Annotated in this window: 21 protein-coding genes and 1 other RNA gene; 11 read left to right on the plus strand and 11 right to left on the minus strand. The window is 64.1% G+C overall.

Annotation, left to right across the window (positions count from 1 at the left end; translation table 11 throughout):
* Nucleotides 1-387 precede the first annotated feature (387 nt).
* From JMY28_RS01065 to JMY28_RS01085, 5 genes are all read left to right on the plus strand, one after another.
* A complete protein-coding gene (locus JMY28_RS01065; protein ID WP_201693717.1) occupies nt 388-741 on the plus strand; it encodes an ATPase in 354 nt (117 codons plus the stop codon).
* Nucleotides 738-1052, plus strand: coding sequence for a cell division protein ZapA (locus JMY28_RS01070; RefSeq protein WP_042268772.1), 315 nt, complete (start codon nt 738-740; stop codon nt 1050-1052). The genes JMY28_RS01065 and JMY28_RS01070 overlap by 4 nt, the downstream gene beginning before the upstream one ends.
* 102 nt (nt 1053-1154) lie before the next feature.
* Nucleotides 1155-1336, plus strand: a non-coding RNA gene (gene ssrS / locus JMY28_RS01075) — 6S RNA.
* Nucleotides 1337-1449: 113 nt separating this feature from the next.
* On the plus strand, nt 1450-1908 hold the full coding sequence (locus JMY28_RS01080; RefSeq protein WP_201693722.1) for an EVE domain-containing protein: 459 nt from the start codon (nt 1450-1452) through the stop codon (nt 1906-1908).
* A 168-nt stretch (nt 1909-2076) separates the two neighbouring features.
* On the plus strand, nt 2077-2811 hold the full coding sequence (locus JMY28_RS01085) for an SIMPL domain-containing protein (RefSeq protein ID WP_201693730.1): 735 nt from the start codon (nt 2077-2079) through the stop codon (nt 2809-2811).
* A gap of 99 nt (nt 2812-2910) precedes the next feature.
* Here JMY28_RS01085 and lgt read toward each other — a convergent pair whose 3' ends face one another.
* Both lgt and JMY28_RS01095 read right to left on the minus strand, forming a co-directional pair.
* Nucleotides 2911-3834: a prolipoprotein diacylglyceryl transferase gene (lgt, locus tag JMY28_RS01090; RefSeq protein WP_201694581.1), complete on the minus strand. Its 924-nt coding sequence runs from the start codon at nt 3832-3834 to the stop codon at nt 2911-2913.
* A gap of 223 nt (nt 3835-4057) precedes the next feature.
* Nucleotides 4058-5017, minus strand: a complete 960-nt coding sequence (locus tag JMY28_RS01095) for a LysR family transcriptional regulator (RefSeq protein WP_201693732.1) — start codon at nt 5015-5017, stop codon at nt 4058-4060.
* A gap of 180 nt (nt 5018-5197) precedes the next feature.
* Here JMY28_RS01095 and ilvD point away from each other — a divergent pair, with 180 nt between their 5' ends.
* Nucleotides 5198-6871, plus strand: a complete 1674-nt coding sequence (ilvD, locus tag JMY28_RS01100; RefSeq protein WP_201693734.1) for a dihydroxy-acid dehydratase — start codon at nt 5198-5200, stop codon at nt 6869-6871.
* Nucleotides 6872-6994: 123 nt separating this feature from the next.
* Complete coding sequence (locus JMY28_RS01105; RefSeq protein WP_201693736.1) at nt 6995-7354, plus strand: c-type cytochrome; 360 nt, start codon at nt 6995-6997, stop codon at nt 7352-7354.
* 60 nt (nt 7355-7414) lie between these two features.
* On the opposite strand, the gene JMY28_RS01110 is transcribed toward JMY28_RS01105, so the two are convergent.
* From JMY28_RS01110 to JMY28_RS01120, 3 genes are read right to left on the minus strand one after another with little or no spacing between them, the layout of a single operon-like run.
* Nucleotides 7415-7816: a DUF2486 family protein gene (locus tag JMY28_RS01110; protein WP_236596645.1), complete on the minus strand. Its 402-nt coding sequence runs from the start codon at nt 7814-7816 to the stop codon at nt 7415-7417.
* 59 nt (nt 7817-7875) lie between these two features.
* On the minus strand, nt 7876-8292 hold the full coding sequence (locus tag JMY28_RS01115; protein WP_201693740.1) for a DNA polymerase III subunit chi: 417 nt from the start codon (nt 8290-8292) through the stop codon (nt 7876-7878).
* Nucleotides 8293-8344: 52 nt separating this feature from the next.
* On the minus strand, nt 8345-9856 hold the full coding sequence (locus tag JMY28_RS01120; RefSeq protein ID WP_201693742.1) for a leucyl aminopeptidase: 1512 nt from the start codon (nt 9854-9856) through the stop codon (nt 8345-8347).
* A 134-nt stretch (nt 9857-9990) separates the two neighbouring features.
* On the opposite strand from JMY28_RS01120, the gene lptF reads away from it, so the two are divergent.
* The 3 genes from lptF to JMY28_RS01135 are packed head-to-tail and all read left to right on the plus strand — an operon-like array spanning nt 9991 to nt 12685.
* On the plus strand, nt 9991-11091 hold the full coding sequence (lptF, locus tag JMY28_RS01125; protein WP_201693744.1) for an LPS export ABC transporter permease LptF: 1101 nt from the start codon (nt 9991-9993) through the stop codon (nt 11089-11091).
* Between the two features lie 15 nt (nt 11092-11106).
* Complete coding sequence (gene lptG / locus JMY28_RS01130; RefSeq protein ID WP_201693746.1) at nt 11107-12255, plus strand: LPS export ABC transporter permease LptG; 1149 nt, start codon at nt 11107-11109, stop codon at nt 12253-12255.
* Nucleotides 12256-12307: 52 nt separating this feature from the next.
* Nucleotides 12308-12685: a sirohydrochlorin chelatase gene (locus JMY28_RS01135; RefSeq protein WP_201693748.1), complete on the plus strand. Its 378-nt coding sequence runs from the start codon at nt 12308-12310 to the stop codon at nt 12683-12685.
* Nucleotides 12686-12765: 80 nt separating this feature from the next.
* Here JMY28_RS01135 and cobA read toward each other — a convergent pair whose 3' ends face one another.
* The 6 genes from cobA to JMY28_RS01165 all read right to left on the minus strand — a co-directional run bounded on the left by cobA (nt 12766) and on the right by JMY28_RS01165 (nt 18997).
* Nucleotides 12766-13539: a uroporphyrinogen-III C-methyltransferase gene (gene cobA / locus JMY28_RS01140; protein WP_201693750.1), complete on the minus strand. Its 774-nt coding sequence runs from the start codon at nt 13537-13539 to the stop codon at nt 12766-12768.
* Nucleotides 13540-13592: 53 nt separating this feature from the next.
* Nucleotides 13593-14909 (minus strand): sulfate adenylyltransferase subunit 1, encoded by a 1317-nt coding sequence (locus JMY28_RS01145; RefSeq protein ID WP_201693756.1) that lies wholly within the window; start codon nt 14907-14909, stop codon nt 13593-13595.
* Nucleotides 14910-14933: 24 nt separating this feature from the next.
* Entirely contained in the window at nt 14934-15896 is a 963-nt protein-coding gene (gene cysD / locus JMY28_RS01150; protein WP_201693758.1) for a sulfate adenylyltransferase subunit CysD, read from the minus strand.
* A gap of 99 nt (nt 15897-15995) precedes the next feature.
* Nucleotides 15996-16751: a phosphoadenylyl-sulfate reductase gene (locus JMY28_RS01155; protein WP_201693760.1), complete on the minus strand. Its 756-nt coding sequence runs from the start codon at nt 16749-16751 to the stop codon at nt 15996-15998.
* The gene (locus JMY28_RS01160) at nt 16748-17284 is read right to left on the minus strand and encodes a DUF934 domain-containing protein (protein ID WP_201693762.1); all 537 of its coding nucleotides are present in this window, start codon (nt 17282-17284) and stop codon (nt 16748-16750) included. Before JMY28_RS01160 ends, JMY28_RS01155 begins: the two co-directional genes overlap by 4 nt.
* Nucleotides 17285-17317: 33 nt before the next feature.
* The gene (locus JMY28_RS01165; protein ID WP_201693764.1) at nt 17318-18997 is read right to left on the minus strand and encodes a nitrite/sulfite reductase; all 1680 of its coding nucleotides are present in this window, start codon (nt 18995-18997) and stop codon (nt 17318-17320) included.
* A gap of 239 nt (nt 18998-19236) precedes the next feature.
* Between JMY28_RS01165 and JMY28_RS01170 the strand changes: the two genes are divergently transcribed.
* Entirely contained in the window at nt 19237-20178 is a 942-nt protein-coding gene (locus JMY28_RS01170; protein WP_201693766.1) for a CysB family HTH-type transcriptional regulator, read from the plus strand.
* The last annotated feature ends 55 nt before the right edge of the window (nt 20179-20233 follow it).

Genomic DNA, 20233 nt, shown 5'->3' on the forward strand with positions numbered 1-20233 from the left:
ACGCATCGAGGGAACTCAGCGGCGGATCTCAATCAAGCTCACACAGAAAGACGGCAGGGATATCGCAGGGCACGACAGAGCGCAGTATTTTTGTCGCTAAAGATTCTGCATGATGCGTGGCAGAAGCGGCATGGCAAAAGCCGTTCACAAAAGCATTGGCAAAAGGCCATGAATCCGTGATGTTATAACGCGCGGAGCATGATCGAGACGACACGCTGCGCGCGCGGCCTTGGCAAATTACGTTCCCGCCCGGCCTATGCGGCACACGTATCGAGGGATTCGAGCCTGATTCGGGTAAGAAGCCGGGTTGTTACGTCTGGAAACGACACAATTATCAAAATACACGTTAATCCGCGCTAGAATGCCTGTCTTTAGAGGACGCAGCACATGCTCAACGAACTCGAAACACTCTCACAAAACATCGGGCGGCTGATCGAGATTAATCAGCGCCAACACGAAGCACGCCTCGCACTCGAAGAGCAACTCGCGCAGCTGCGTGCGCAATGCGAAGAAACACGCACCGAACTCGAACAGGTCCGCGAGGAGCGCGCCGCGCTGCAAGCAGAGCGCGATGCACTCTCGGCCAAGATCGACGATGCGCAGGTGCGTCTGAACGCGATCCTCGAAAAGCTGCCGCGCGCACGCACAGGTAATGAGCGCGACAATCAGCTCGATCTGCTTGAGCCGTCGCAGAGCAACGACGACGACAGCAACGCGGCCCGCCACGGAGAAAATGCATGACCACCAAGCAGATCGAAGCGACGATACTCGGCCAAACCTATCGCCTCGTCTGTTCGCCGGAAACGGAACAGGCGCTGCTCGAAGCCGTAGCACGCGTGGACGCCGAAATGTCGAAGATCCGCAATCACAGCAACGTGCGCGGCACCGATCGCATCGCCGTCATGGCAGCGCTCTCGCTCGCTTCGGAACTGCTGCGCCTGCAAACCAGCGTGCGACACGGAGAAGCATTCCCAGCCGAAGAAATCCGTCGTACAATGCGCCAAATGAATGAACAACTTGGCGCTGTGATTCACCAGTACGGTGTGCAATAAGCGCAGTTTCAGGCGCCAAGGTGCGGTATGATGTTGTTCATAGGTAGCGTTGATTTGTTTAGAAACGCGCGTTTCTAAACACGCTGCCAACCAGTTTAGTCAGCTTCCCTGCCTGGTTCGCCAAGGTCATATATTCCTTGAACCAATGCCATGTGCACGGTTGCGGAAATTTGTAGCACGGGCGTGCGCGTCACACAGTCTGATGTACCCGAAGTGCTGCTAACTGCGACCAATTCTGAACCCTCGGTTCAGGATGCCGGCCTAGCGGCTATGGCGGGGACCTATTCAAACGGCATCGGACCACAGTCCGATGCCGTTTTCCATTGTGCGGCCCGCATTTGCGTTTTTTCTGGCATGCACGCTCGCCCCTCTCCCCTTTCGACGTGAACTTCGACTCATGCGCTACTGGCTAATGAAGTCCGAACCCGACGAAGCAAGCATCGACGACCTCGCAAACGCGCCGCAGCGCACGCTGCCCTGGACCGGCGTACGAAACTACCAGGCGCGCAATTTCATGCGCGACACCATGCAGCAAGGCGACGGCGTGCTGTTCTATCACTCGAGTTGCCCCGAGCCCGGTATCGCGGGTATCGCGCAGGTGTCGTCCACGGCCTACCCCGACCCCACGCAGTTCGATCCGAAAAGCCCTTACTACGACGCAAAATCGACGCAAGAGAATCCGCGCTGGATGCTCGTCGACGTGGTGTTCAAGAAGAAGTGTCCGCTGATTGCTCTGGCCGCCTTGCGCGAGCACGAGGAACTCGCGGACATGCGTGTGCTCGCCAAAGGCAATCGCCTTTCGATCACGCCGGTCACCACGGCCGAGTGGAACTTCATCACGAAACATCTGATGTGATGCGGTTTCGACGCGGCCTGGCTGGGGCTGGCCGCGTCTCGCCGATTGCGGATCGGGCACGCACACAGCATCCGCGCGCGACTTCAAGCACAATCGCGCACAGTCGCGCGTCGTTCCTTCGCCATTACATGTGCCTCGCGCGCGACGCAAGTTCTGCAAGGAGCCTCAATGAACCGAAAAACCGCCGTCACGCTCGCCGCCGCATTCGCTGCCGCCCTCCCCCTCTCCATGATGCTCGCGCCGGGCGCCGCGTTCGCGCAGAGCGACGCGCGTTTCCAGCAACCCTCGGGCGTGCTTTCGCTTTCCGCGCAGGCCAGCGCCGAAGTACCTCAAGACGTCGTCAACATTACGCTGTTCTACGAACAGGAAGCGAGTGATCCCGCCTCGCTCACGGCAACGCTCAATCAGCGCGCCGACGCCGCGCTCCAACGCGCGAGAGGCGTCGCGGGCGTGACCGCGCACTCGGGCCAGTTCTCGATCTTCCCTTCCACGGATCGCGACGGGCGCATCTCAGCCTGGCGCGGCCGCACGGAAGTCGTGCTCGAGTCGCATGATTTCGCGGCGGCGTCGAAGCTCGCCGGCGATCTCTCATCGATCATGCAGGTGGGCAACGTGCAGTTCTCGCTGTCGCCCGAGGCGCAACGTGCCGCCGAGCAAAAACTGTCGGGCCAGGCCATCGCCTCGTTTCGCGACCAGGCCCTCTCGGCCACGCGCGCGTTCGGCTACAGCACTTACACGATTCGCGACGTGAACGTGGGACACTCGGGCGTGATGCCGCGCCCCATGATGATGATGAGCGCGCGCGCCGCTACGGCTGACGCGAAGATGTCGTCGCCCGTGCCGCTCGAAGGCGGCACATCCACGGTGACGGTCAATGTCTCCGGGTCGGTGCAGATGAAGTAAGGCGCGCCATACAAGCCGATCAGGCACGCAAGTAAAAAAGGCCACGGCGAAAACCGTGGCCTTTTTCATGGGCTAAAGCGCGTGGTGCGTGTGCGCGTGTCAGCTCTTCGCGCCCGCGACCTGCGCGCCGTCGTTGCCGTTCTTGCTACGCTTCGCGCGGCGATACGCCCACGCCATCAAGCCGATACCCACGATGATCATCGGCAGCGAGAGCCACTGCCCCATCGAAAGGCCGAGCGCGAGCAGGCCGAGGAAGTCGTCGGGTTCGCGTGCGAATTCGACCGTGAAGCGCGCGAGACCATAGCCGATCAGGAACATGGCCGAAATCGCGCCAACGGGGCGCGGCTTGCGCGCGAAAAGAATCAGCACGATGAAAAGCGCAATGCCTTCCAGCGCGATTTCATAGAGTTCGGAAGGATGGCGCGGCAGCAAATGGTATTGCGCGAACACGTCGTTCAAATGCCACTGCGCGGCCAGTTGCGGATGCACGGCGAGCCACGCGGCGTCGTCGTTCGCGGCGCCCGGAAACAGCATGGCCCACGGCGAGTCGGGCGACGTCACGCGACCCCACAACTCGCCGTTGATGAAGTTGCCGAGCCGGCCAAAGGCGAGCCCCGTAGGCACCATCGGCGCGACGAAGTCCGTGACCTGCAGCCACGTGCGGCCGCGTTGCCACGCGAACAGCACCATCGCGAAAGTTACGCCGAGGAAGCCGCCGTGAAACGACATGCCGCCTTCCCACACCTTGAAGATGTCGAGCGGATGCGCGAAATACCAGCTCGCCTTGTAGAAGAGCACGTAGCCGAGGCGCCCGCCCAGAATCGTGCCGAGCACACCGTAGAACAGCATGTCGTCGATGTCTTTCGCGGTCCAGCCCTGGGCAGCCACATAAGGCAGACGCAGGCGCAGACGGCCGATCACGATCGCCAGAATGAAGCCGACGAGATACATGAGGCCGTACCAGCGCACGGCGAGCGGCCCGAGATGAATGGCGACGGGGTCGAAGTTCGGGTGAATGAGCATCGTGGATGAAGTCTTGTCGGCGATATCAGTTGAAATCGGGTTGTAAGCAGTAGCGCGCCACTTGCCAAGGAGGCCAAGCGCGTTGGACGTTTGCAAAGCGGCGAGGTTCGCCGCCAGCGTGTCATGGCGTGACATTATCGCCGACGCGAGGGGGCGCGGACCAAAATGCACGCTTGGCAATGCGCCGCGTGGGTAACGGTGACAGATGAAGTACCGTGTGCGGCTAGCCCTCGCGCCTCTCCAAGCCCACCGCCGCCGCATATGCGCGCACGATCTCGATAAACGCCGCGAGAACCGGGCTCACCTCCGCCGAGCGCCAGACAAGTCCCGTCTCGATGGCCGGCACCGCCCCGGCAAGCGGCCGGTATACGACGCCCGTGCGCCGCAGATGGCGCAGCGACTGCGGCACGAGCGCCACGCCCATGCCGGCCGAGACGAGGCTCACGATCGTCTGCATCTGGATCGCCTCCTGGCCGATGAGCGGCGCGAGGCCGGCTGCGCCGTAGCAGTCCATGATGGTGTCGTAGAAACCGGGGGCCAGATGGCGCGGAAAGACGACGAGCGGCGCGTCGGCGAGATCGCGCAGCCTGACGGGCTCATCGTGCCAGTCGTCGGTGGACGGGCCGCCAAGGCGCCCCGAAAGCGCCGACGGCATGGCGACCACGAGCGACTCGCGTGCGATCGGCTGGTAAGCAAGCTGCGCCGCGTGGCGCGGCGGCACGGGTGCGATCACGAGGCCCGCGTCGATGCGACCCGCCACCAGCTCTTCCACCTGCACGTCACTCGTAGCTTCGGCGAGCTGCAAGCGCACGCGTGGATAACGCGCGCCGAAATCGCGCAGTAAAAGCGGCAACAAGCCGTAGTCGGCAGTCGTTACGAAGGCCAGCGCGAGCACGCCCGCCTCGCCGCGCGCGAGGCTCTGCGCGAGCGGCCGCAGCGCTTCCGCACTCGCCAACAGGCGCCTCACCTCCGGCAACAGATCGGCGCCCACGGTCGTCAATTCCACCGACCGGCGCGTGCGCGCGAACAGCTCCACGCCCAGCGTCTCTTCCAGCGCACGAATGGCCTGCGAGAGCGGCGGCTGCGTCATCGAAAGGCGCGCCGCCGCGCGGCCGAAATGCTGCTCTTCGGCGACGGCCACGAAATAGCGAAGCTGGCGCAGATCGGGGATAGTCGGGTTCATCGGTATCGGTCTCACGCTGGTGTCTGCTGGTGTCTTATTGATATTTTTTTCGACTCATTAGACCACGAATAATATATTGGACAGTGTTCTCGCGAAATCGCATGCTTCGACAGACGTGCCGGCGCACCCCAAACCAGAAGACACGCCCGGCATCCGAGACAAACTCCACCGGAGGTCCCCATGTCCTATAACCGTCGTTCGAAGCACATCACGCAAGGCGTCGCCCGCTCGCCCAACCGTTCGATGTTTTACGCGCTCGGCTATGAGAAGGCCGACTTCGACAAGCCGATGATCGGCGTCGCGAACGGCCATTCGACCATCACGCCGTGCAACGCCGGCCTGCAGCGCCTGACCGACGCAGCCGTCGACGCCATCAAGCGCGCCGACGCGAACCCGCAGACCTTCGGCACGCCCACGATCTCGGACGGCATGTCGATGGGCACCGAGGGCATGAAGTACTCGCTCGTCTCGCGCGAAGTCATCGCCGATTGCATCGAGACCTGCGTGCAGGGCCAGTGGATGGACGGCGTGGTGGTGATCGGCGGCTGCGACAAGAACATGCCCGGCGGCATGATCGCGCTCGCGCGCATCAACGTACCCGGCATCTACGTGTACGGCGGCACGATCCGCCCGGGCAACTGGAAGGGCAAAGCGCTGACCATCGTCTCGGCGTTCGAGGCCGTTGGCGAATTCACCGCGGGCCGCATGGCCGAAGAGGATTTCGAAGGCATCGAGAAAAACGCCTGCCCCTCCACGGGTTCGTGCGGCGGCATGTACACCGCGAACACGATGAGTTCGTCATTCGAGGCGCTCGGCATGTCGCTCATGTACTCATCGACAATGGCCAACCCTGACGAGGAGAAAGTCGACTCGGCGGCGGAATCGGCGCGTGTGCTCGTCGAAGCCGTGAAGCAGGACCTCAAGCCGCGCGACATCATCACAAAGAAGTCGATCGAAAACGCCGTGGCGCTCATCATGGCGACGGGCGGCTCGACCAACGCCGTGCTGCACTATCTCGCCATCGCGCATGCCGCGGAGATCGAATGGACCATCGACGACTTCGAGCGCATGCGCAAGAAGGTGCCGGTGATTTGCGACCTGAAGCCCTCGGGCCAGTATGTCGCGACCGACCTGCACGAGGCCGGCGGCATTCCGCAGGTGCTCAGGATCCTGCTCGACGCGGGGCTCCTGCATGGCGACTGCATCACCATCACGGGCAAGACCATCGCCGAAGAACTCAAGGACGTGCCGTCCACGCCCCGCGCGGACCAGAAGGTGATCTTTCCCATCAGCCAGGCGCTTTACAAGGAAGGCCATCTGGCGATCCTCAGGGGCAATCTTGCGACGGAAGGCGCGGTCGCCAAGATCACGGGCCTGAAGAATCCGGTCATCACGGGCCCCGCACGCGTATTCGACGACGAGCAGAGCGCGATGGAAGCGATCCTCGCGGACAAGATCAAGGCGGGTGACGTGGTCGTGCTGCGCTACCTCGGCCCGAAGGGCGGCCCCGGCATGCCGGAGATGCTCGCGCCGACTTCGGCGATCATCGGCAAGGGGCTTGGGGAGTCGGTTGGGCTCATCACCGATGGGCGTTTCTCGGGAGGCACCTGGGGCATGGTGGTGGGCCACGTCGCGCCGGAAGCGTTTGAAGGCGGCACGATCGCGCTCGTGCACGAAGGCGACTCGATCACCATCGATGCGCACAAGCTCCTGCTGCAACTGAACGTCGACGACGCCGAACTCGCGCGCCGCCGCGCGGCCTGGAAACAGCCCGCGCCGCGCTACACACGCGGTGTGATGGCGAAGTACGCAGCGCTCGCGCGCCCGGCGAACCAGGGCGCGGTGACGGGCTAAGCACGGGGCTGAACGCGGCTCAAGTCTTGACCGGCGGTTAAGCAAAGGGCGCACGTCCAGGACGTGCGCCCTTTGCTTCATAATGCGACGACACAGCCGGCGCACACGCGGGCGGAGACCAGTATGAAAAGAAAGTCGCAAGCCTGGAACAAGATGGCGACGCTCGCCGCCGCGCTCGCCATCGGCATTGCCGGCGCACTCGGGGCAGCTCCGGCCCGCGCGCAGCATGGACCCACCGGCCTCGCGCTCGCCCAGCAGCAGAACTGCATGAGTTGCCATTCGGTGACGCGCAATTTCATGGGTCCCGCCCTGCGCGATGTCGCCGCGAAATACGCAGGCAAGCCCGACGCGCAGACCTATCTCTCACACAAGATTCTGGAAGGCAGCACCGGCGTATGGGGCACGGTGCCGATGCCGGCCAACACGCAGCTCAACCCCGGCCAGGCGGCTCAGCTCGCGAACTGGATCCTCACGCTCAAGTGAGGCGAACGGTGTGATGACGCGTGGCGCTTGGTGGCCTCTCGCCGCGCGCACCCCGCTGAATCAGGCCGAAGGCGGGTGTCCCGCGCGCGCAGCCAATTCTTCACGCACGGCGGCCTTCACCCAGTTCTTGAGTTCCGTTTCGAGCGCAAGACCGATCTCGCGCGACACCTGGCCCACAAGCCAGTTCGAATGCTCCTGCATCGCGGCGCTGCAGCGCGCCTCGATCACGGCCCGGCCTTCGCCGGTGAGCCATGTGAGGCAGCGGCCGCGCAGGCGCTCGACGAGCGCGTCGGCGTCGTGCGCAAAAAGGCCCTCTTCGCGTTCGGCCACGGCGGCCTTCACGGCGGCGGCTGTTGCGCTCTTCGCCTCTTCGACGTTGTGCGCGCGCAGCGGATTGCCGGCCACCATCACCTCGCTCAAGAGCGGAATCGCGGCATCTTCCGGGTCGTGCATGCCGGACATGTCTACCTCCATCGAACGGGGCAGTCGGCCTCGCGCCGGTACGCCTCGCGCGTCCGGCCTCAGCCGCCCTGCTTGTAGTTGTTGAGCGCGTAACCGCGGTCGCGGTAGAAACGATAGCGCTCGCGGCCCGACGCGAGTTCGTCGGGCGCATCGCCAATCACTTCGAGCAAGCGCTCAAAGCGTGCGAATTGAGGCGGGACCTGCGCGCCGAGATTGAGCAGCACACGATGATGCGGCGCACGCTCGAGATCCGTTGCCAGCACGATGGGCGATTCGCCCGCATGCGGGCTCTCGGCCATGCAGTGCGGCACGAAGTCGAGCGGCGCAAAGGTCCACAACATTTCGTCGAACGCGCGCAGGCGCGCGGGCTCGGCCAGCACAACCGCCTGCTCGCCCGCCTGATACGCCTTGCGCACGAGGCGGCACGCATAAAGCAGCGAGTCGCCAACGTTCGTGTGGAAATCGATGCGCGTCATGCCCACACCACTTTACACACGGGCAGGTCTGCAGCAATCACCATGCCTGCCTTCATTGCGCCGCGCGGTCAATGAGGAACTGGGCGAGCAGCGGCACCGGACGGCCCGTTGCACCCTTCGCCGCCCCGCTCTTCCACGCGGTGCCCGCGATGTCCAGATGCGCCCACGGGTAGCTTTCGGTGAAGCGCGAGAGGAAGCACGCCGCCGTCACGCTGCCCGCCGGGCGCCCGCCGATGTTGGCGAGGTCGGCGAAGTTCGACTTGAGCTGGTCCTGATACTCGTCGTCGAGCGGCAGGCGCCAGGCCGGGTCGCCCGCTTCGCGCGAAGCGTCGAGCAGTTCGCCCGCGAGCGCATCGTCCTTCGAGAACAGGCCGCTGTTGTGATGGCCGAGTGCGATGATGCACGCGCCCGTGAGCGTGGCGATGTCGACCACGGCGGCCGGCTTGAAGCGCTCGGCGTAGGTGAGCGCGTCGCACAGGATGAGGCGGCCTTCGGCGTCGGTGTTGAGCACTTCGACCGTAAGGCCCGCCATCGTCGTGACGATGTCGCCCGGCTTCGTGGCGTTGCCCGCAGGCATGTTCTCGCAGGTCGGGATGATGCCGATCACGTTGAGCTTGAGCCCCATTTCGGCGACCGCGCGGATCGTGCCGAGCACCGAGCCCGCGCCGCACATGTCGTACTTCATCTCGTCCATGCCCTCGCCCGGCTTGAGCGAGATGCCGCCCGTGTCGAACGTGATGCCCTTGCCGACCAGCACGATAGGCGCGGCCTTGGCACTTGCGCCCTGATAGTGCAGCACGATGAACTGCGGCGGCTCGACCGAGCCCTTTGTTACGGAAAGAAACGAACCCATCTTGAGTGTCTCGATCTGGCGCTGGCCGAGCACCTCGACCTTGAGCTTCCAGTCGCGCGCGAGCTTCTTGGCCGTGGCTGCGAGATAGGTAGGCGTGCACACGTTGCCCGGCAGATTGCCGAGGTCGCGCGTGAGGTCCATGCCGTTGGCGAGCGCGACGGCCTGCTTCGCCGCGAGCTTCGCTGCCTTCTCGTCGGCGGCGTCGATGCTGAAGACCACGCGCTTCAGGGCCCGCTGCGAGACGTCGGGCTTGCTCTTCATCTGCGTGAAGCGGTAGGTCTCGTTGCGCAGCGCGAGAATGGCGGCGCGCACGCCCCAGTCGCCCGTGCGCTCCTTCACCGGCAGTTGCGCGAGCGTGAACGTGACCTGGGCGATCTTCGTGCCGAGGATCGCGCGCCAGGCGGCCCTGACCGCGTCGCCGTAAGCCTTCTGACCAAATGTGTCCTGCTTGCCGAGACCCACGAGCAGCACGCGCGAGGCGCCGATGCCGCTCACTTCCGGCAGGAACAACGTGGAGCCTGCCTTGCCGTCGATGTCGCCGGCCTTGACGACGCGCGCGATTGCGCCGCCAATGGCGCTGTCGATCGCGAACGCCGCGCCCGAGAGGGTTTGCGCCTCGAACACGCCAACTACGACACAATCCGACTTGCCGGTCAGGAAGGAGCCCTCCCCGCCTTTGCTCCAGTCACAGGCTTTTATGCTAAAGTCCATCGCGCTTGTCCTCGGATAAAATCAGGGCTTAGGATGAAAGCCGCAATTATCCGCTATTTTTCCCGCGGCGGCTCCTGGGCGGTTGCGCGAGCTGCGCGCCTCCCGGCACGGGCCGCCCGCCCTGCCCATCAAGAATGATCTTCGAACGTTCCCTGCAGCGCGAACTCGCGTACACGGCCGGCGCCGTGTTCATGGTTCTGCTCACGATCATGCTGACGACGATGATGATCCGCATCGTCGGCTTCGCCGCGTCCGGTCAGATCGACCCGCGCGACGTGCTGGTGCTGATCGGACTGACCGTGATCGGCTACATGGCCGTCATGCTCATCGTCACGCTCTTCGTGTCGATCCTGTTCGTCCTCACGCGCTGGTACAAGGATTCCGAAATGGTCGTGTGGCTCTCCTCGGGAGTGAGCCTCACGCGCCTGATCAAACCGGTCGCCACCTTTTCCGCGCCGATCATCCTGCTCATCGTGTTCTTCGCGTTCATCGGCTGGCCGTGGTCGAACGCGCAAAGCAAGCTCATTCGCGCGCGCTTTCAGCAGCGCGATGAAGTGTCGCTGCTCGCGCCTGGCCAGTTCCGCGAATCGCCTACCACGCACCGCGTGTTCTTCATCGAGAGCATGAGCTCCGACCAGGCGCGCGTGGAGAACGTATTCGTCACGAGCACGGAAAACGGCAAGGTCAGCGTGATCGTCTCGAAGACCGGCCACACCGAAACCATGAAGAGTGGCGACCGCTTCGTCGTGCTCGAAAACGGCCGCCGCTATGACGGCGAGCCGGGTCACCCGGACTTTCGCATCAGCGAGTTCCAGCGTTATGGCGTGAAGATCACGAGCCAGCCGCTCGTCAACACGCCTTCGGCGAGCACCACGTCCACGCCTGGCCTCCTGCGCCACCCGAGCGACGACAACCTGGGCGAGCTCGCCTGGCGCGCCGGCCTGCCGCTCATTGCGATCAACCTGATGCTGCTCGGCATTCCGCTTGCATACCAGAACCCGCGCCGCAGCCGCACGATCAATCTCGTGATGGCGGTGCTGATCTACCTCACCTATTCGAACCTGCTCAACGTCGTGCAATCGCAAATCGAGCAAGGCAAGATGCCCTTCGGCGTCGGCCTCGTCCTGCTGCACGCCGTGGTGCTCGCGCTCGTCGTGTTCATCTTCTGGATACGCGTGCGCAACCGGCCGCTCTTCACACGTGCGATGTTCCGGCGCGCCTCTTCAGGAAACTGAGAGGGAAACTGACCGATGCGCATCTACGAAAAATACTTCGCTCGCCAGGTTTACCTGACGTTCATCTTCATTCTGTTTGCCTTCTCCGGCCTGTTCTTCTTCTTTGACCTCATCAACGAGCTGAACTCGGTCGGGCACGGCAACTACAAGTTCCAGTACGCGGTGCTGCGCGTGGCGCTCCAGGCGCCCTCCCGGCTTTACGAGATCATCCCGGTCGCGGCGCTCATCGCCGCGATCTACGTGTTCGCGCAAATGGCGGCGAATTCCGAGTACACGATCTTTCGTGTGTCGGGCCTCGCCACGAACCAGGCGCTGCGCTCGCTGCTCAAGATCGGCGTGCCGCTCGTGCTGCTGACCTACCTGATCGGCGAAGTGGTCGGCCCTTACACCGATCAGCTCTCCGAGCGCGTGCGTCTCGAGGCGTTAGGCTCGGCGGTGTCGAGCAACTTCCAGTCGGGTGTGTGGGTCAAGGACACGCTCACCGCGCGCGCCGACGGCGAGCAGGTCACGCGTTTCGTGAACGTCGGGGAGTTGCTGCCCAACGCGACCATCACGAACGTGCGCATCTACGAATTCGATTCGAAGTTCCAGCTCACCAACGTGCGCCTCGCGAAGAGCGGCACGTTCCAGCCGCCAGGCCACTGGCTGCTCAAGGACGTGACCGATACGGAACTGATCAGCGTGCCGCCGCCGCAGAACCAGCCGGTCGATGCGCTCAATCCGGTCTATCGCGCACAGCAGACCTCGGCGCCCGAATACTCGCTGCGCTCGGAGCTCACGCCGAACATCCTCTCGGTGCTGCTCGTGTCGCCCGACCGGATGTCGATGTTCAACCTGTTCCGCTACATCCAGCATCTGACCGAGAACCATCAGGACGCGCAGCGCTACCAGATCGCCTTCTGGCGCAAGCTGCTCTACCCGTTCGCCGTGTTCGTGATGCTCGTGCTCTCGCTGCCGTTCGCGTATCTGCATACGCGCGCGGGCGTCGTGGGCATGAAGGTATTCGGCGGGATCATGCTCGGCATGAGCTTCCAGCTCGTCAACACGCTGTTCTCGCACGTCGGCACACTGAACACCTGGCCCGCGCCGCTTACCGCGGCGACACCGGGGCTCATCTATCTCGTGATCGGGCTGATCGGGCTCAAATGGGTCGACCGGCATTGATGCCGGGCTCCCTCGTCCGCTAGTTCGCCGATTTCGTACAGGCTCGCCAGACATGGGCACACACGGCATGATCCTCTTCGGCCACGGCGCGCGCGACGCGCGCTGGCAAGAGCCGTTTCAGCGTCTGGCCGCGAAGCTCGCCGCCGCGCGCGGCGATGCGGGTCCGGTCAGCCTCGCCTTTCTGGAACTCATGACACCGAGCCTGCCTGATGCCATCGCCTCGCAGGCCGTGGCAGGGTGCGACACGATCACGGTCGTACCCGTGTTCTTCGGCCAGGGCGGCCACGTGCGCCGCGATCTGCCCGCGCTGATCGCGCAGTGCCAGAGCGAGCATCCGGGTGTGCGCCTGCGTTGCGCGGGCGCCGTCGGCGAGGACGACGCGGTGCTCGATGCGATCGTGCGGTATTGCATCGAAAACGAACGCGCCTAAGAACGCTCACGCATAACAAAAACGGGCTCGCTTTTCAGCGAGCCCGTTTTGCTTTCCTGGCCGGGTGTTTCTCGTAGCGCTTATGCCGCCGCGCGACGGCCTTGACGGTCGCCCTGTGCCTCATTCTCTTCCTGCACCTGTCCGGCCCGTTGCGCGAACGCCTCGCCAATCATGAGCAAGCTCGGCTGCGCCGGGTCGAGCCAGTCCTGGGCCTCCCCTGCTTCGAGGCCCGCCAGCGTCAGCGTGAGCGTGCGCTCGCGCGCGGTGCTGCAAGCTTCGACGATCGCCACCGGCGTCGCGCCCGCACGGCCCGCTTCGATGAGCTGGCGCGCGATCTCGGGCGCGCTGTCGCGGCCCATGTAGAACACGAGCGAATCGGCGTTGACCTGCTCGCGAATCTCCTCGCTGCCCGCCGCGCGCGAATACGTGGCGAGCGCAACGCTGCGGGCCACGCCGCGCAGCGTCAGCGAGCGTTGCAGCGTCGCCGCGCTGGCGAGTGCCGCCGTGATACCCGGCACGACCTCGAACTCGATGCCGGCCGCTTCGAGCGCGCGCATTTCCTCGTCGGCGCGTCCGAACAGCATCGGGTCGCCGCCCTTCAGGCGCACGACCACGGCGTGCTCGCGCGCGGCATCGACGAGTTGCTTGTTGATGAAGTGCTGCGCCGTGGAACGCTGCCCGCAGCGCTTGCCGACCGCGATGAACTTCGCGGTTTGCGGTGCGTACTCGAGCATGGCCGGCTCGACGAGCGCGTCGTGCAGCACGACGTCCGCGCTCGCGAGCAGCCGTGCGCCGCGCACCGTGATGAGGTCCGCTGCGCCCGGTCCTGCGCCGATCAGATATACCTTACCCATTTGCTTCGAATCCATTGTTGCGGCCGCGCGCGGCCGCAACCTCGCGCAACGCCTTACGCTGAAAACGCGCGGATCATGCCCGCGGCCACCGTGTGATGCGTCGCTTCGTCGATCAGCACGAATGCGCCGGTGCCAGGATTCGCATCATACAGGTCGCAGACGAGCGGCTTCTGCAGCGAGAGCGCGACTCGGCCGATATCGTTCATCGCGAGTTCGTGGCGGTCGATGGCGTGCGAAAGCGTATGCACGTCGAGCACCTGCTTGACCGCGCCGATCTTCGCGAACACCGTGCTCGTGGTCTGCTTGAGCAGGTACTTGCGCTGCGTCGAGAGCGGCTCGTCGTCGAACCAGCAGAGGTCCGCTTCGAGCTTCTTTGCGGGCTGGACATTGTCCGAAGCCGGCACGAAGGTGTCGCCCCGCGAGACGTCCACGTCTTCGGCGAGACGGATCGTGACGGTCTGGCCCGCGAACGCGCGGTCGACCTGCGCCGTGCCGCCCGGCACCGGCGCGATGATTTCGGCAACCGTTGCGCTGCGGCCTGCCGGCAGCACCGTGATGGCGTCGCCGAGCTTCACTTCGCCAGCTTCGACGCGGCCCATGTAGCCGCGGAAGTCGTCGGCGCTGGAACCGTCCTGGCGCGCGACCCACTGCACCGGGAAGCGCAGCGCTTCAGCCGTGCCCTGCGCGACCGGCAGTTGCTCGAGCACGTCGAGAAGCGGCTCGCCCGCGTACCAAGGCATGCGCTCGCTCGCGGCCACGATGTTGTCGCCCTTGAGCGCCGAGACCGGCACGAAACGCACATCGGAGAGGCCAAGCTGGCGTGCGAGCGCGACGTACGCATCGCGGATCAGGTCGAAGGTCGCTTCGCTGTAATCGACCAGGTCCATCTTGTTGATCGCGACGATCACGTGCTGCAGGCCCAGCAGCTTGACGATGGCGCTGTGGCGCTTGGTTTGCGGCAGCAGTTGCGTCACACCGTTCTCGACCGTCACGCGCGTGGGGTCGATCAGGATGATCGCGGCATGCGCCGTGGAAGCACCCGTCACCATGTTGCGCGTGTACTGCTCGTGGCCCGGCGTGTCGGCGATGATGAACTTGCGCTTGGCCGTGGCGAAGTAGCGGTACGCCACGTCGATCGTGATGCCCTGCTCGCGCTCGGCTTCGAGGCCATCGGTGAGCAGCGACAGGTCGATCTCGTCGCCCACCGTGCGCTTGTTCTTCGCGCGCGAGAGCGCCGACAGTTGATCCGAGAGAACTGCCTTGCTGTCGTACAGCAGGCGGCCGATCAGCGTGCTCTTGCCGTCGTCCACGCTGCCCGCCGTGATGAAGCGCAGCACGCCGAGGTCTTCAGGTTGATGCGTCGTAACCATGTTCAATTCTTCCTCTGCGTGCTTTTAGAAATAACCTTGCTTCTTGCGCTGTTCCATCGCCGCTTCCGACGCCTGGTCGTCCATGCGCGTGGCGCCGCGTTCCGTGATTTCGGTCACGGCCGTTTCGGCGATGATCTTCTCGACGTTGTCGGCATCGCTCGCCACCGGGCACGTGCAGCTGATGTCGCCCACCGTGCGGAAACGCACCTGCGCCATTTCGCTGACTTCGCCTTCCTTCATCGGCGTGAGCGGCGTGACCGGCACGAGCAGGCCGTTGCGGCGCACGATCTCGCGCTGGTGCGCGTAATAGATCGACGGCAGCTCGAGCTTTTCGCGCTCGATGTATTGCCACACGTCCAGTTCCGTCCAGTTCGAGATCGGGAACACGCGCAGGTGTTCGCCCTTGTGCAGGCGCGCGTTGTAGACGCTCCAGAGTTCCGGGCGCTGCGCCTTCGGGTCCCACTGGCCGAATTCGTCGCGGAACGAGAAGATGCGCTCCTTCGCGCGTGCCTTCTCTTCGTCGCGGCGCGCACCGCCGATCATCGCGGTGTAGCCGTATTGCTCGATGGTTTCGAGCAGCGTGACCGCTTGCGCGGCGTTGCGCGAATCGGTTTCGCGGCGCAGGCGCACGGTGCCCTTCTTGATCGAATCTTCCACATGGCCGACCACGAGCTGCGCGCCGATTTCGGCTGCGCGGCGATCGCGGAAGTCGATCACTTCCTCGTAGTTGTGACCCGTGTCGATATGCACGAGCGGGAACGGCAGCGTGGTCTTGCGGTTCGCGCCGAGGCCGAACGCCTTCAGCGCGAGTGCGAGCACGACGACCGAGTCCTTGCCGCCCGAGAACAGCAGCGCCGGCTTGCTGCATTCGGCGACGAGCTCACGCAGGATGTGGATCGACTCGGCTTCGAGCCAGTCGAGATGGTCCATGCGGTTCGCCGTGACCTGGAGCGGTGCGTTCACTGCTGAGTCGAGCGTGGTGCTCATATTCGGATCCTTCCTTTATTCGCACCCTTTTTACTGGGCACGCAGTACTCGGTATACGGTAGCGCGCCGGTTTTCACGACGACGCGACAAAACTCAATCTTAGTTCGCGGGGCTGATCGACGACACTTCGACGACCGGAATGGCCGACACAGACGTGATATGCAAGCCACATTCCTTCGTGTCGCGCGACTCCCACCACCAGCGGCCCGCGCGGCTGTCCTCGCCGGGACGGATGGCGCGCGTGCAGGGCTCGCAGCCGATGCTCGGGTAGCCGCGCGCGTGCAGCGGATTCACCGGCACCTCGAAGGCGCGCAGGTAGGCCCAGACATCGGCTTCGGTCCAGTCCGCGAGCGGATTGAACTTGTCGATGTTGCGCGCTTCGTCGCGCTCTTCCTCGTGCAGTTCCGCGCGCGTGACCGACTGCTCGCGGCGCTGGCCCGTGACCCAGGCGGAAACGCCGGAAAGCGCGCGGTTCAGCGGCTCGACCTTGCGGATTTCGCAGCAGCGCTTGCGCAGGTCCACACTCTCGTAGAACGCGTTCAGGCCGTGCTGGGCGACGTACTCGTCCACCGCGTCCTGTTGCGGATGAAACTGCTCGATCGCATAGCCATAGCGCTCGCGCACCGCATCGAGCATGCCGAGCGTTTCCGCGTGCAGGCGGCCCGTGTTCAGCGAGAAGATGCCGATTTTCACACTGCGCGCAAGAATCGCGTGGGTGAGCAGCATATCTTCGGCTGCGAGGCTGCTGGCCAGCTTCACGTTGGCGTGACGCGCCGCGATCGAATCGAGCAGCGCGTTCAGGCGCTCGATCTTCGCCTGCAGGTCAGCCGTGATTTCGGTCGCGAGCGTGCTCATGCTGCCGCGCCTTGGTGTGCCAGACGGCGGCGGAACAGCGGCGACGGCTCGTCGAACGCCCCCTGGTACTGCACCGTGAATTCGGTGAACGCCTTGAGCGCGTCGTGGATGTCCTTGTCGGCGCGCACCGCGAACGCGTCGAACCCGCAGCGCTCGTGAAAGCGCAGCTGGTCGCGCAGCACGTCGCCAATCGCTCGCAGTTCGCCCTTGTAGCCATAGCGCTCGCGCAACAGACGGCCGATCGAAAAGCCGCGGCCATCGCGGAACACGGGGAAGTCCACGCCGATCAGCGCGAGCTTGTCGAAGTCGGCGGCGATATCGGCCGGTTCGCTGTCCGGCGCAAGCCACACGCCGAGTTCGTCCTTGCCGCGCGAAGCGATGAGCGCGTCGCGCTGCGCCTGCCAGTAAGCGAGCGGAACCAGCACCTTGCCCGCGGGCAGCGCCGGCACCTCGGGCAATGCGCCGTCTTCGGCCGCACGCACGACTTGCCAGTTGTCTTCAACGATCTCGCGTTTTTTGATGATCAATGCCATTGCTCGAATCTCGTATCGGGTTGCGTGCTGCTTTTAAGCGTGGGCCGTCTGGCGCGATGCGTACACGCGTTCCTTGAAGGGCGCGATGCCGAGGCGATCGTACGTGTCGATGAAGCGCTCGCCGTCGATGCGCAGTTCGACGAACGTGTCGACCACCTTCTGGATCACATCGGGCATCTCTTCTGCCGAGAACGACGGGCCGATCACGCGGCCAAGGCGCGCGCCGTTAGCGCCGTTGCCCTGCTCGCCGCCGAGCGACACCTGATACCACTCCGAGCCGTCCTTATCCACGCCCAGAATGCCGATGTTGCCAACGTGGTGGTGACCGCACGAGTTCATGCAACCCGAGATATTGAGCGACAGGTCACCGAGGTCGTGGACGAAGTCGAGGTTGTCGAAACGCTCCTGGATCGCAAGCGCGATGGGGATCGACTTCGCATTGGCGAGCGAGCAGAAGTCGCCGCCCGGGCACGCGATGATGTCGGTCAACAGGCCGATATTCGCAGTCGCGAAACCTTGCGCCTTCGCCTTTTCCCACAGCGCGAACAGGTCGCGCTTCTTGACGTCGGCGAGGATCAGGTTCTGCTCGTGCGAGACGCGGATCTGGCTAAACGCGTATTCGTCGGCCCAGTCGGCCACGGCTTCCATCTGTACGTCGGTGGCGTCGCCCGGCGCGATGTCGCGCGGCTTGAGCGAGAGCGTGACCGACGCATAACCGGGCACGCGGTGCGGACGCACGTTGCGCTCGACCCAGCGCGCGAACGCGCGGTTTTCCAGCAGATGCTTTTCGTACGACGTATCCGTGTCGGCGATCTTTTCATACGCCGGCGGCACGAAGTACTGCGAGACGCGATCGACTTCTTCCTGCGTGAGCGTCGAGGGGCCGTCCTTCAGGTGCTGCCACTCTTCTTCGACCTGCTCGGCGAACTTCGCCGGCGAGAGCGCCTTCACGAGAATCTTGATGCGCGCCTTGTACATGTTGTCGCGACGGCCGTAGCGGTTGTACACGCGCAAAACGGCTTCGCAGTAGGTCAGCAGGTGCTGCCACGGCAGGTCGCGCTTGATGATGGCGCCGACGATCGGCGTGCGGCCAAGGCCACCGCCCGCGAGGATGCTCGCGACGATTTCGCCCTGCTCGTTACGGTCGAGGTAGACGCCCAGGTCGTGAATCTGCACGGCGGCGCGATCTTCCTTCGTGCCCGACACGGCGATCTTGAACTTGCGCGGCAGCCACGCGAACTCGGGGTGGAACGTCGACCACTGGCGCAGGATTTCGGACCACGGGCGCGGATCGACGACTTCGTCGGGCGCGACGCCCGCGAACTGATCGGCGGTGATGTTGCGGATGCAGTTGCCCGAAGTCTGGATGCCGTGCATCTGCACGGAAGCCAGCTTGCGCAGGATTTCCGGCGTTTCTTCGAGCTTGATCCAGTTGTACTGGATGTTCGAGCGCGTCGAGAAGTGGCCGTAGCCGCGATCGTGCTCGCGCGCGATCGTGGCGAGCATACGGAGTTGGTCGCTGCGCAGATTGCCGTACGGAATCGCGATGCGGTGCATGTAGGCGTGGCGCTGGTAGTACAGGCCGTTTTGCAGGCGCAGCGGGCGGAACTCTTCTTCGCTCAATTCGCCCGACAGGCGGCGGCGAACCTGGTCGCTATATTGCGCGACGCGTTCGTCGACGATGGTCTGGTCGTACTGATCGTATTGGTACATTCGGGGACCCCAGGGGTTGGTTCAATCGCAGCGTTCCGGTTACGCCGCGCTCCGACTTCTCGACTTCATGCTTTCCACTCTGCCTTGCCTTTCGCGAGGCGGCCGCGCCTTCAATCGCGCCGGTCATTTGCTAATGACCAAAACAGATATCCATATTGGAAAAGTTGGAGGAATGGTAATAAACTCGCCTTATATTTCAAACGACTCAAAAATTAGGTTGATATGCCAAGGGGTTATATATGAACCTCCACCAGTTCCGCTTCGTCCGCGAGGCCGTCCGCCAGAATTTCAACCTCACGGAAGCGGCCAAGGCACTGTATACAAGCCAGCCGGGCGTCTCGAAGGCGATCATCGAGCTGGAGGACGAGCTTGGGGTCGAAATCTTTACGCGCCATGGCAAGCGCGTGCGCTCGCTCACGGAGCCGGGCCGGATCATCCTCGCCTCGGTGGAGCGCATTCTGCAGGAAGTGGAGAGCCTCAAGCGCGTGGGCAAGGACTATGCCGCGCAGGACCAGGGCAACCTGATCATCGCCGCCACGCACACGCAGGCGCGTTACTCGCTGCCCGCCGCCATCGCCGAGTTCAAGCGGCGCTTTCCGAAGGTGCACCTTTCGATCCTGCAAGGCAGCCCCACGCAGGTCGCGGAAATGGTGCTCCATGACCAGGCCGATCTCTGCATCGCGACCGAGGCCATCTCCGGTTACAAGGAACTGGTGTCGCTGCCCTGCTTCACGTGGCATCACGTGGCGGTGATGCTGCCCGACCACCCGCTCCTCGAGCGCAAGCCGCTTTCGCTCGACGATCTGGCCCAATATCCGCTGATCACCTACGACAATGCCTTCGCTGGCCGCACGAAGATCAACGACGCGTTCCGCCTGCGCGCCCTCTCGCCCGACATCGTGCTGGAAGCCATCGACGCCGACGTGATCAAGACGTATGTCGAGCTGGGCCTGGGCGTTGGGATCATGGCCGACATCGCCTTCAACGCCGAGCGCGACCGGCACCTGCGCGCGCTGCCCGTGGGGCATCTGTTCGGCAGCAATGTCACGCGCGTGGCGCTCAAGCAGGGGGCCTACCTGCGCAGCTATGTGTATACGCTCGTCGAACTGCTTTCGCCGAGCCTGAACCGCAAGCTGATCGAGCAGGCGCTCAAGGGCGAGCACGAGAGTTACGAGCTGTAGCGTCGCGCGGCCGCGACCTCGGCCGCGCCGGAAGAAAAATCAGACAAAATCCGCA

It is taken from the genome of Paraburkholderia hiiakae (genome assembly GCF_904848665.1).
Taxonomy (GTDB): Bacteria; Pseudomonadota; Gammaproteobacteria; order Burkholderiales; family Burkholderiaceae; genus Paraburkholderia; species Paraburkholderia hiiakae.

Bases quoted from the DNA above. Each gene is read 5' to 3' on its own strand.
- JMY28_RS01095 (WP_201693732.1), bottom strand. From the start codon at position 5,017: ATGAACCCGACTATCCCCGATCTGCGCCAGCTTCGCTATTTCGTGGCC.
- JMY28_RS01155 (WP_201693760.1), bottom strand. From the start codon at position 16,751: ATGAGCACGCTCGCGACCGAAATCACGGCTGACCTGCAGGCGAAGATC.
- JMY28_RS01105 (WP_201693736.1), top strand. From the start codon at position 6,995: ATGAAAAGAAAGTCGCAAGCCTGGAACAAGATGGCGACGCTCGCCGCC.
- JMY28_RS01080 (WP_201693722.1), top strand. From the start codon at position 1,450: ATGCGCTACTGGCTAATGAAGTCCGAACCCGACGAAGCAAGCATCGAC.
- JMY28_RS01145 (WP_201693756.1), bottom strand. From the start codon at position 14,909: ATGGTTACGACGCATCAACCTGAAGACCTCGGCGTGCTGCGCTTCATC.
- JMY28_RS01065 (WP_201693717.1), top strand. From the start codon at position 388: ATGCTCAACGAACTCGAAACACTCTCACAAAACATCGGGCGGCTGATC.
- ilvD (WP_201693734.1), top strand. From the start codon at position 5,198: ATGTCCTATAACCGTCGTTCGAAGCACATCACGCAAGGCGTCGCCCGC.
- JMY28_RS01120 (WP_201693742.1), bottom strand. From the start codon at position 9,856: ATGGACTTTAGCATAAAAGCCTGTGACTGGAGCAAAGGCGGGGAGGGC.
- JMY28_RS01070 (WP_042268772.1), top strand. From the start codon at position 738: ATGACCACCAAGCAGATCGAAGCGACGATACTCGGCCAAACCTATCGC.
- JMY28_RS01160 (WP_201693762.1), bottom strand. From the start codon at position 17,284: ATGGCATTGATCATCAAAAAACGCGAGATCGTTGAAGACAACTGGCAA.
- JMY28_RS01110 (WP_236596645.1), bottom strand. From the start codon at position 7,816: ATGTCCGGCATGCACGACCCGGAAGATGCCGCGATTCCGCTCTTGAGC.
- cobA (WP_201693750.1), bottom strand. From the start codon at position 13,539: ATGGGTAAGGTATATCTGATCGGCGCAGGACCGGGCGCAGCGGACCTC.
- JMY28_RS01115 (WP_201693740.1), bottom strand. From the start codon at position 8,292: ATGACGCGCATCGATTTCCACACGAACGTTGGCGACTCGCTGCTTTAT.
- lptG (WP_201693746.1), top strand. From the start codon at position 11,107: ATGCGCATCTACGAAAAATACTTCGCTCGCCAGGTTTACCTGACGTTC.
- JMY28_RS01165 (WP_201693764.1), bottom strand. From the start codon at position 18,997: ATGTACCAATACGATCAGTACGACCAGACCATCGTCGACGAACGCGTC.
- lgt (WP_201694581.1), bottom strand. From the start codon at position 3,834: ATGCTCATTCACCCGAACTTCGACCCCGTCGCCATTCATCTCGGGCCG.
- JMY28_RS01135 (WP_201693748.1), top strand. From the start codon at position 12,308: ATGGGCACACACGGCATGATCCTCTTCGGCCACGGCGCGCGCGACGCG.
- cysD (WP_201693758.1), bottom strand. From the start codon at position 15,896: ATGAGCACCACGCTCGACTCAGCAGTGAACGCACCGCTCCAGGTCACG.
- JMY28_RS01170 (WP_201693766.1), top strand. From the start codon at position 19,237: ATGAACCTCCACCAGTTCCGCTTCGTCCGCGAGGCCGTCCGCCAGAAT.
- JMY28_RS01085 (WP_201693730.1), top strand. From the start codon at position 2,077: ATGAACCGAAAAACCGCCGTCACGCTCGCCGCCGCATTCGCTGCCGCC.
- lptF (WP_201693744.1), top strand. From the start codon at position 9,991: ATGATCTTCGAACGTTCCCTGCAGCGCGAACTCGCGTACACGGCCGGC.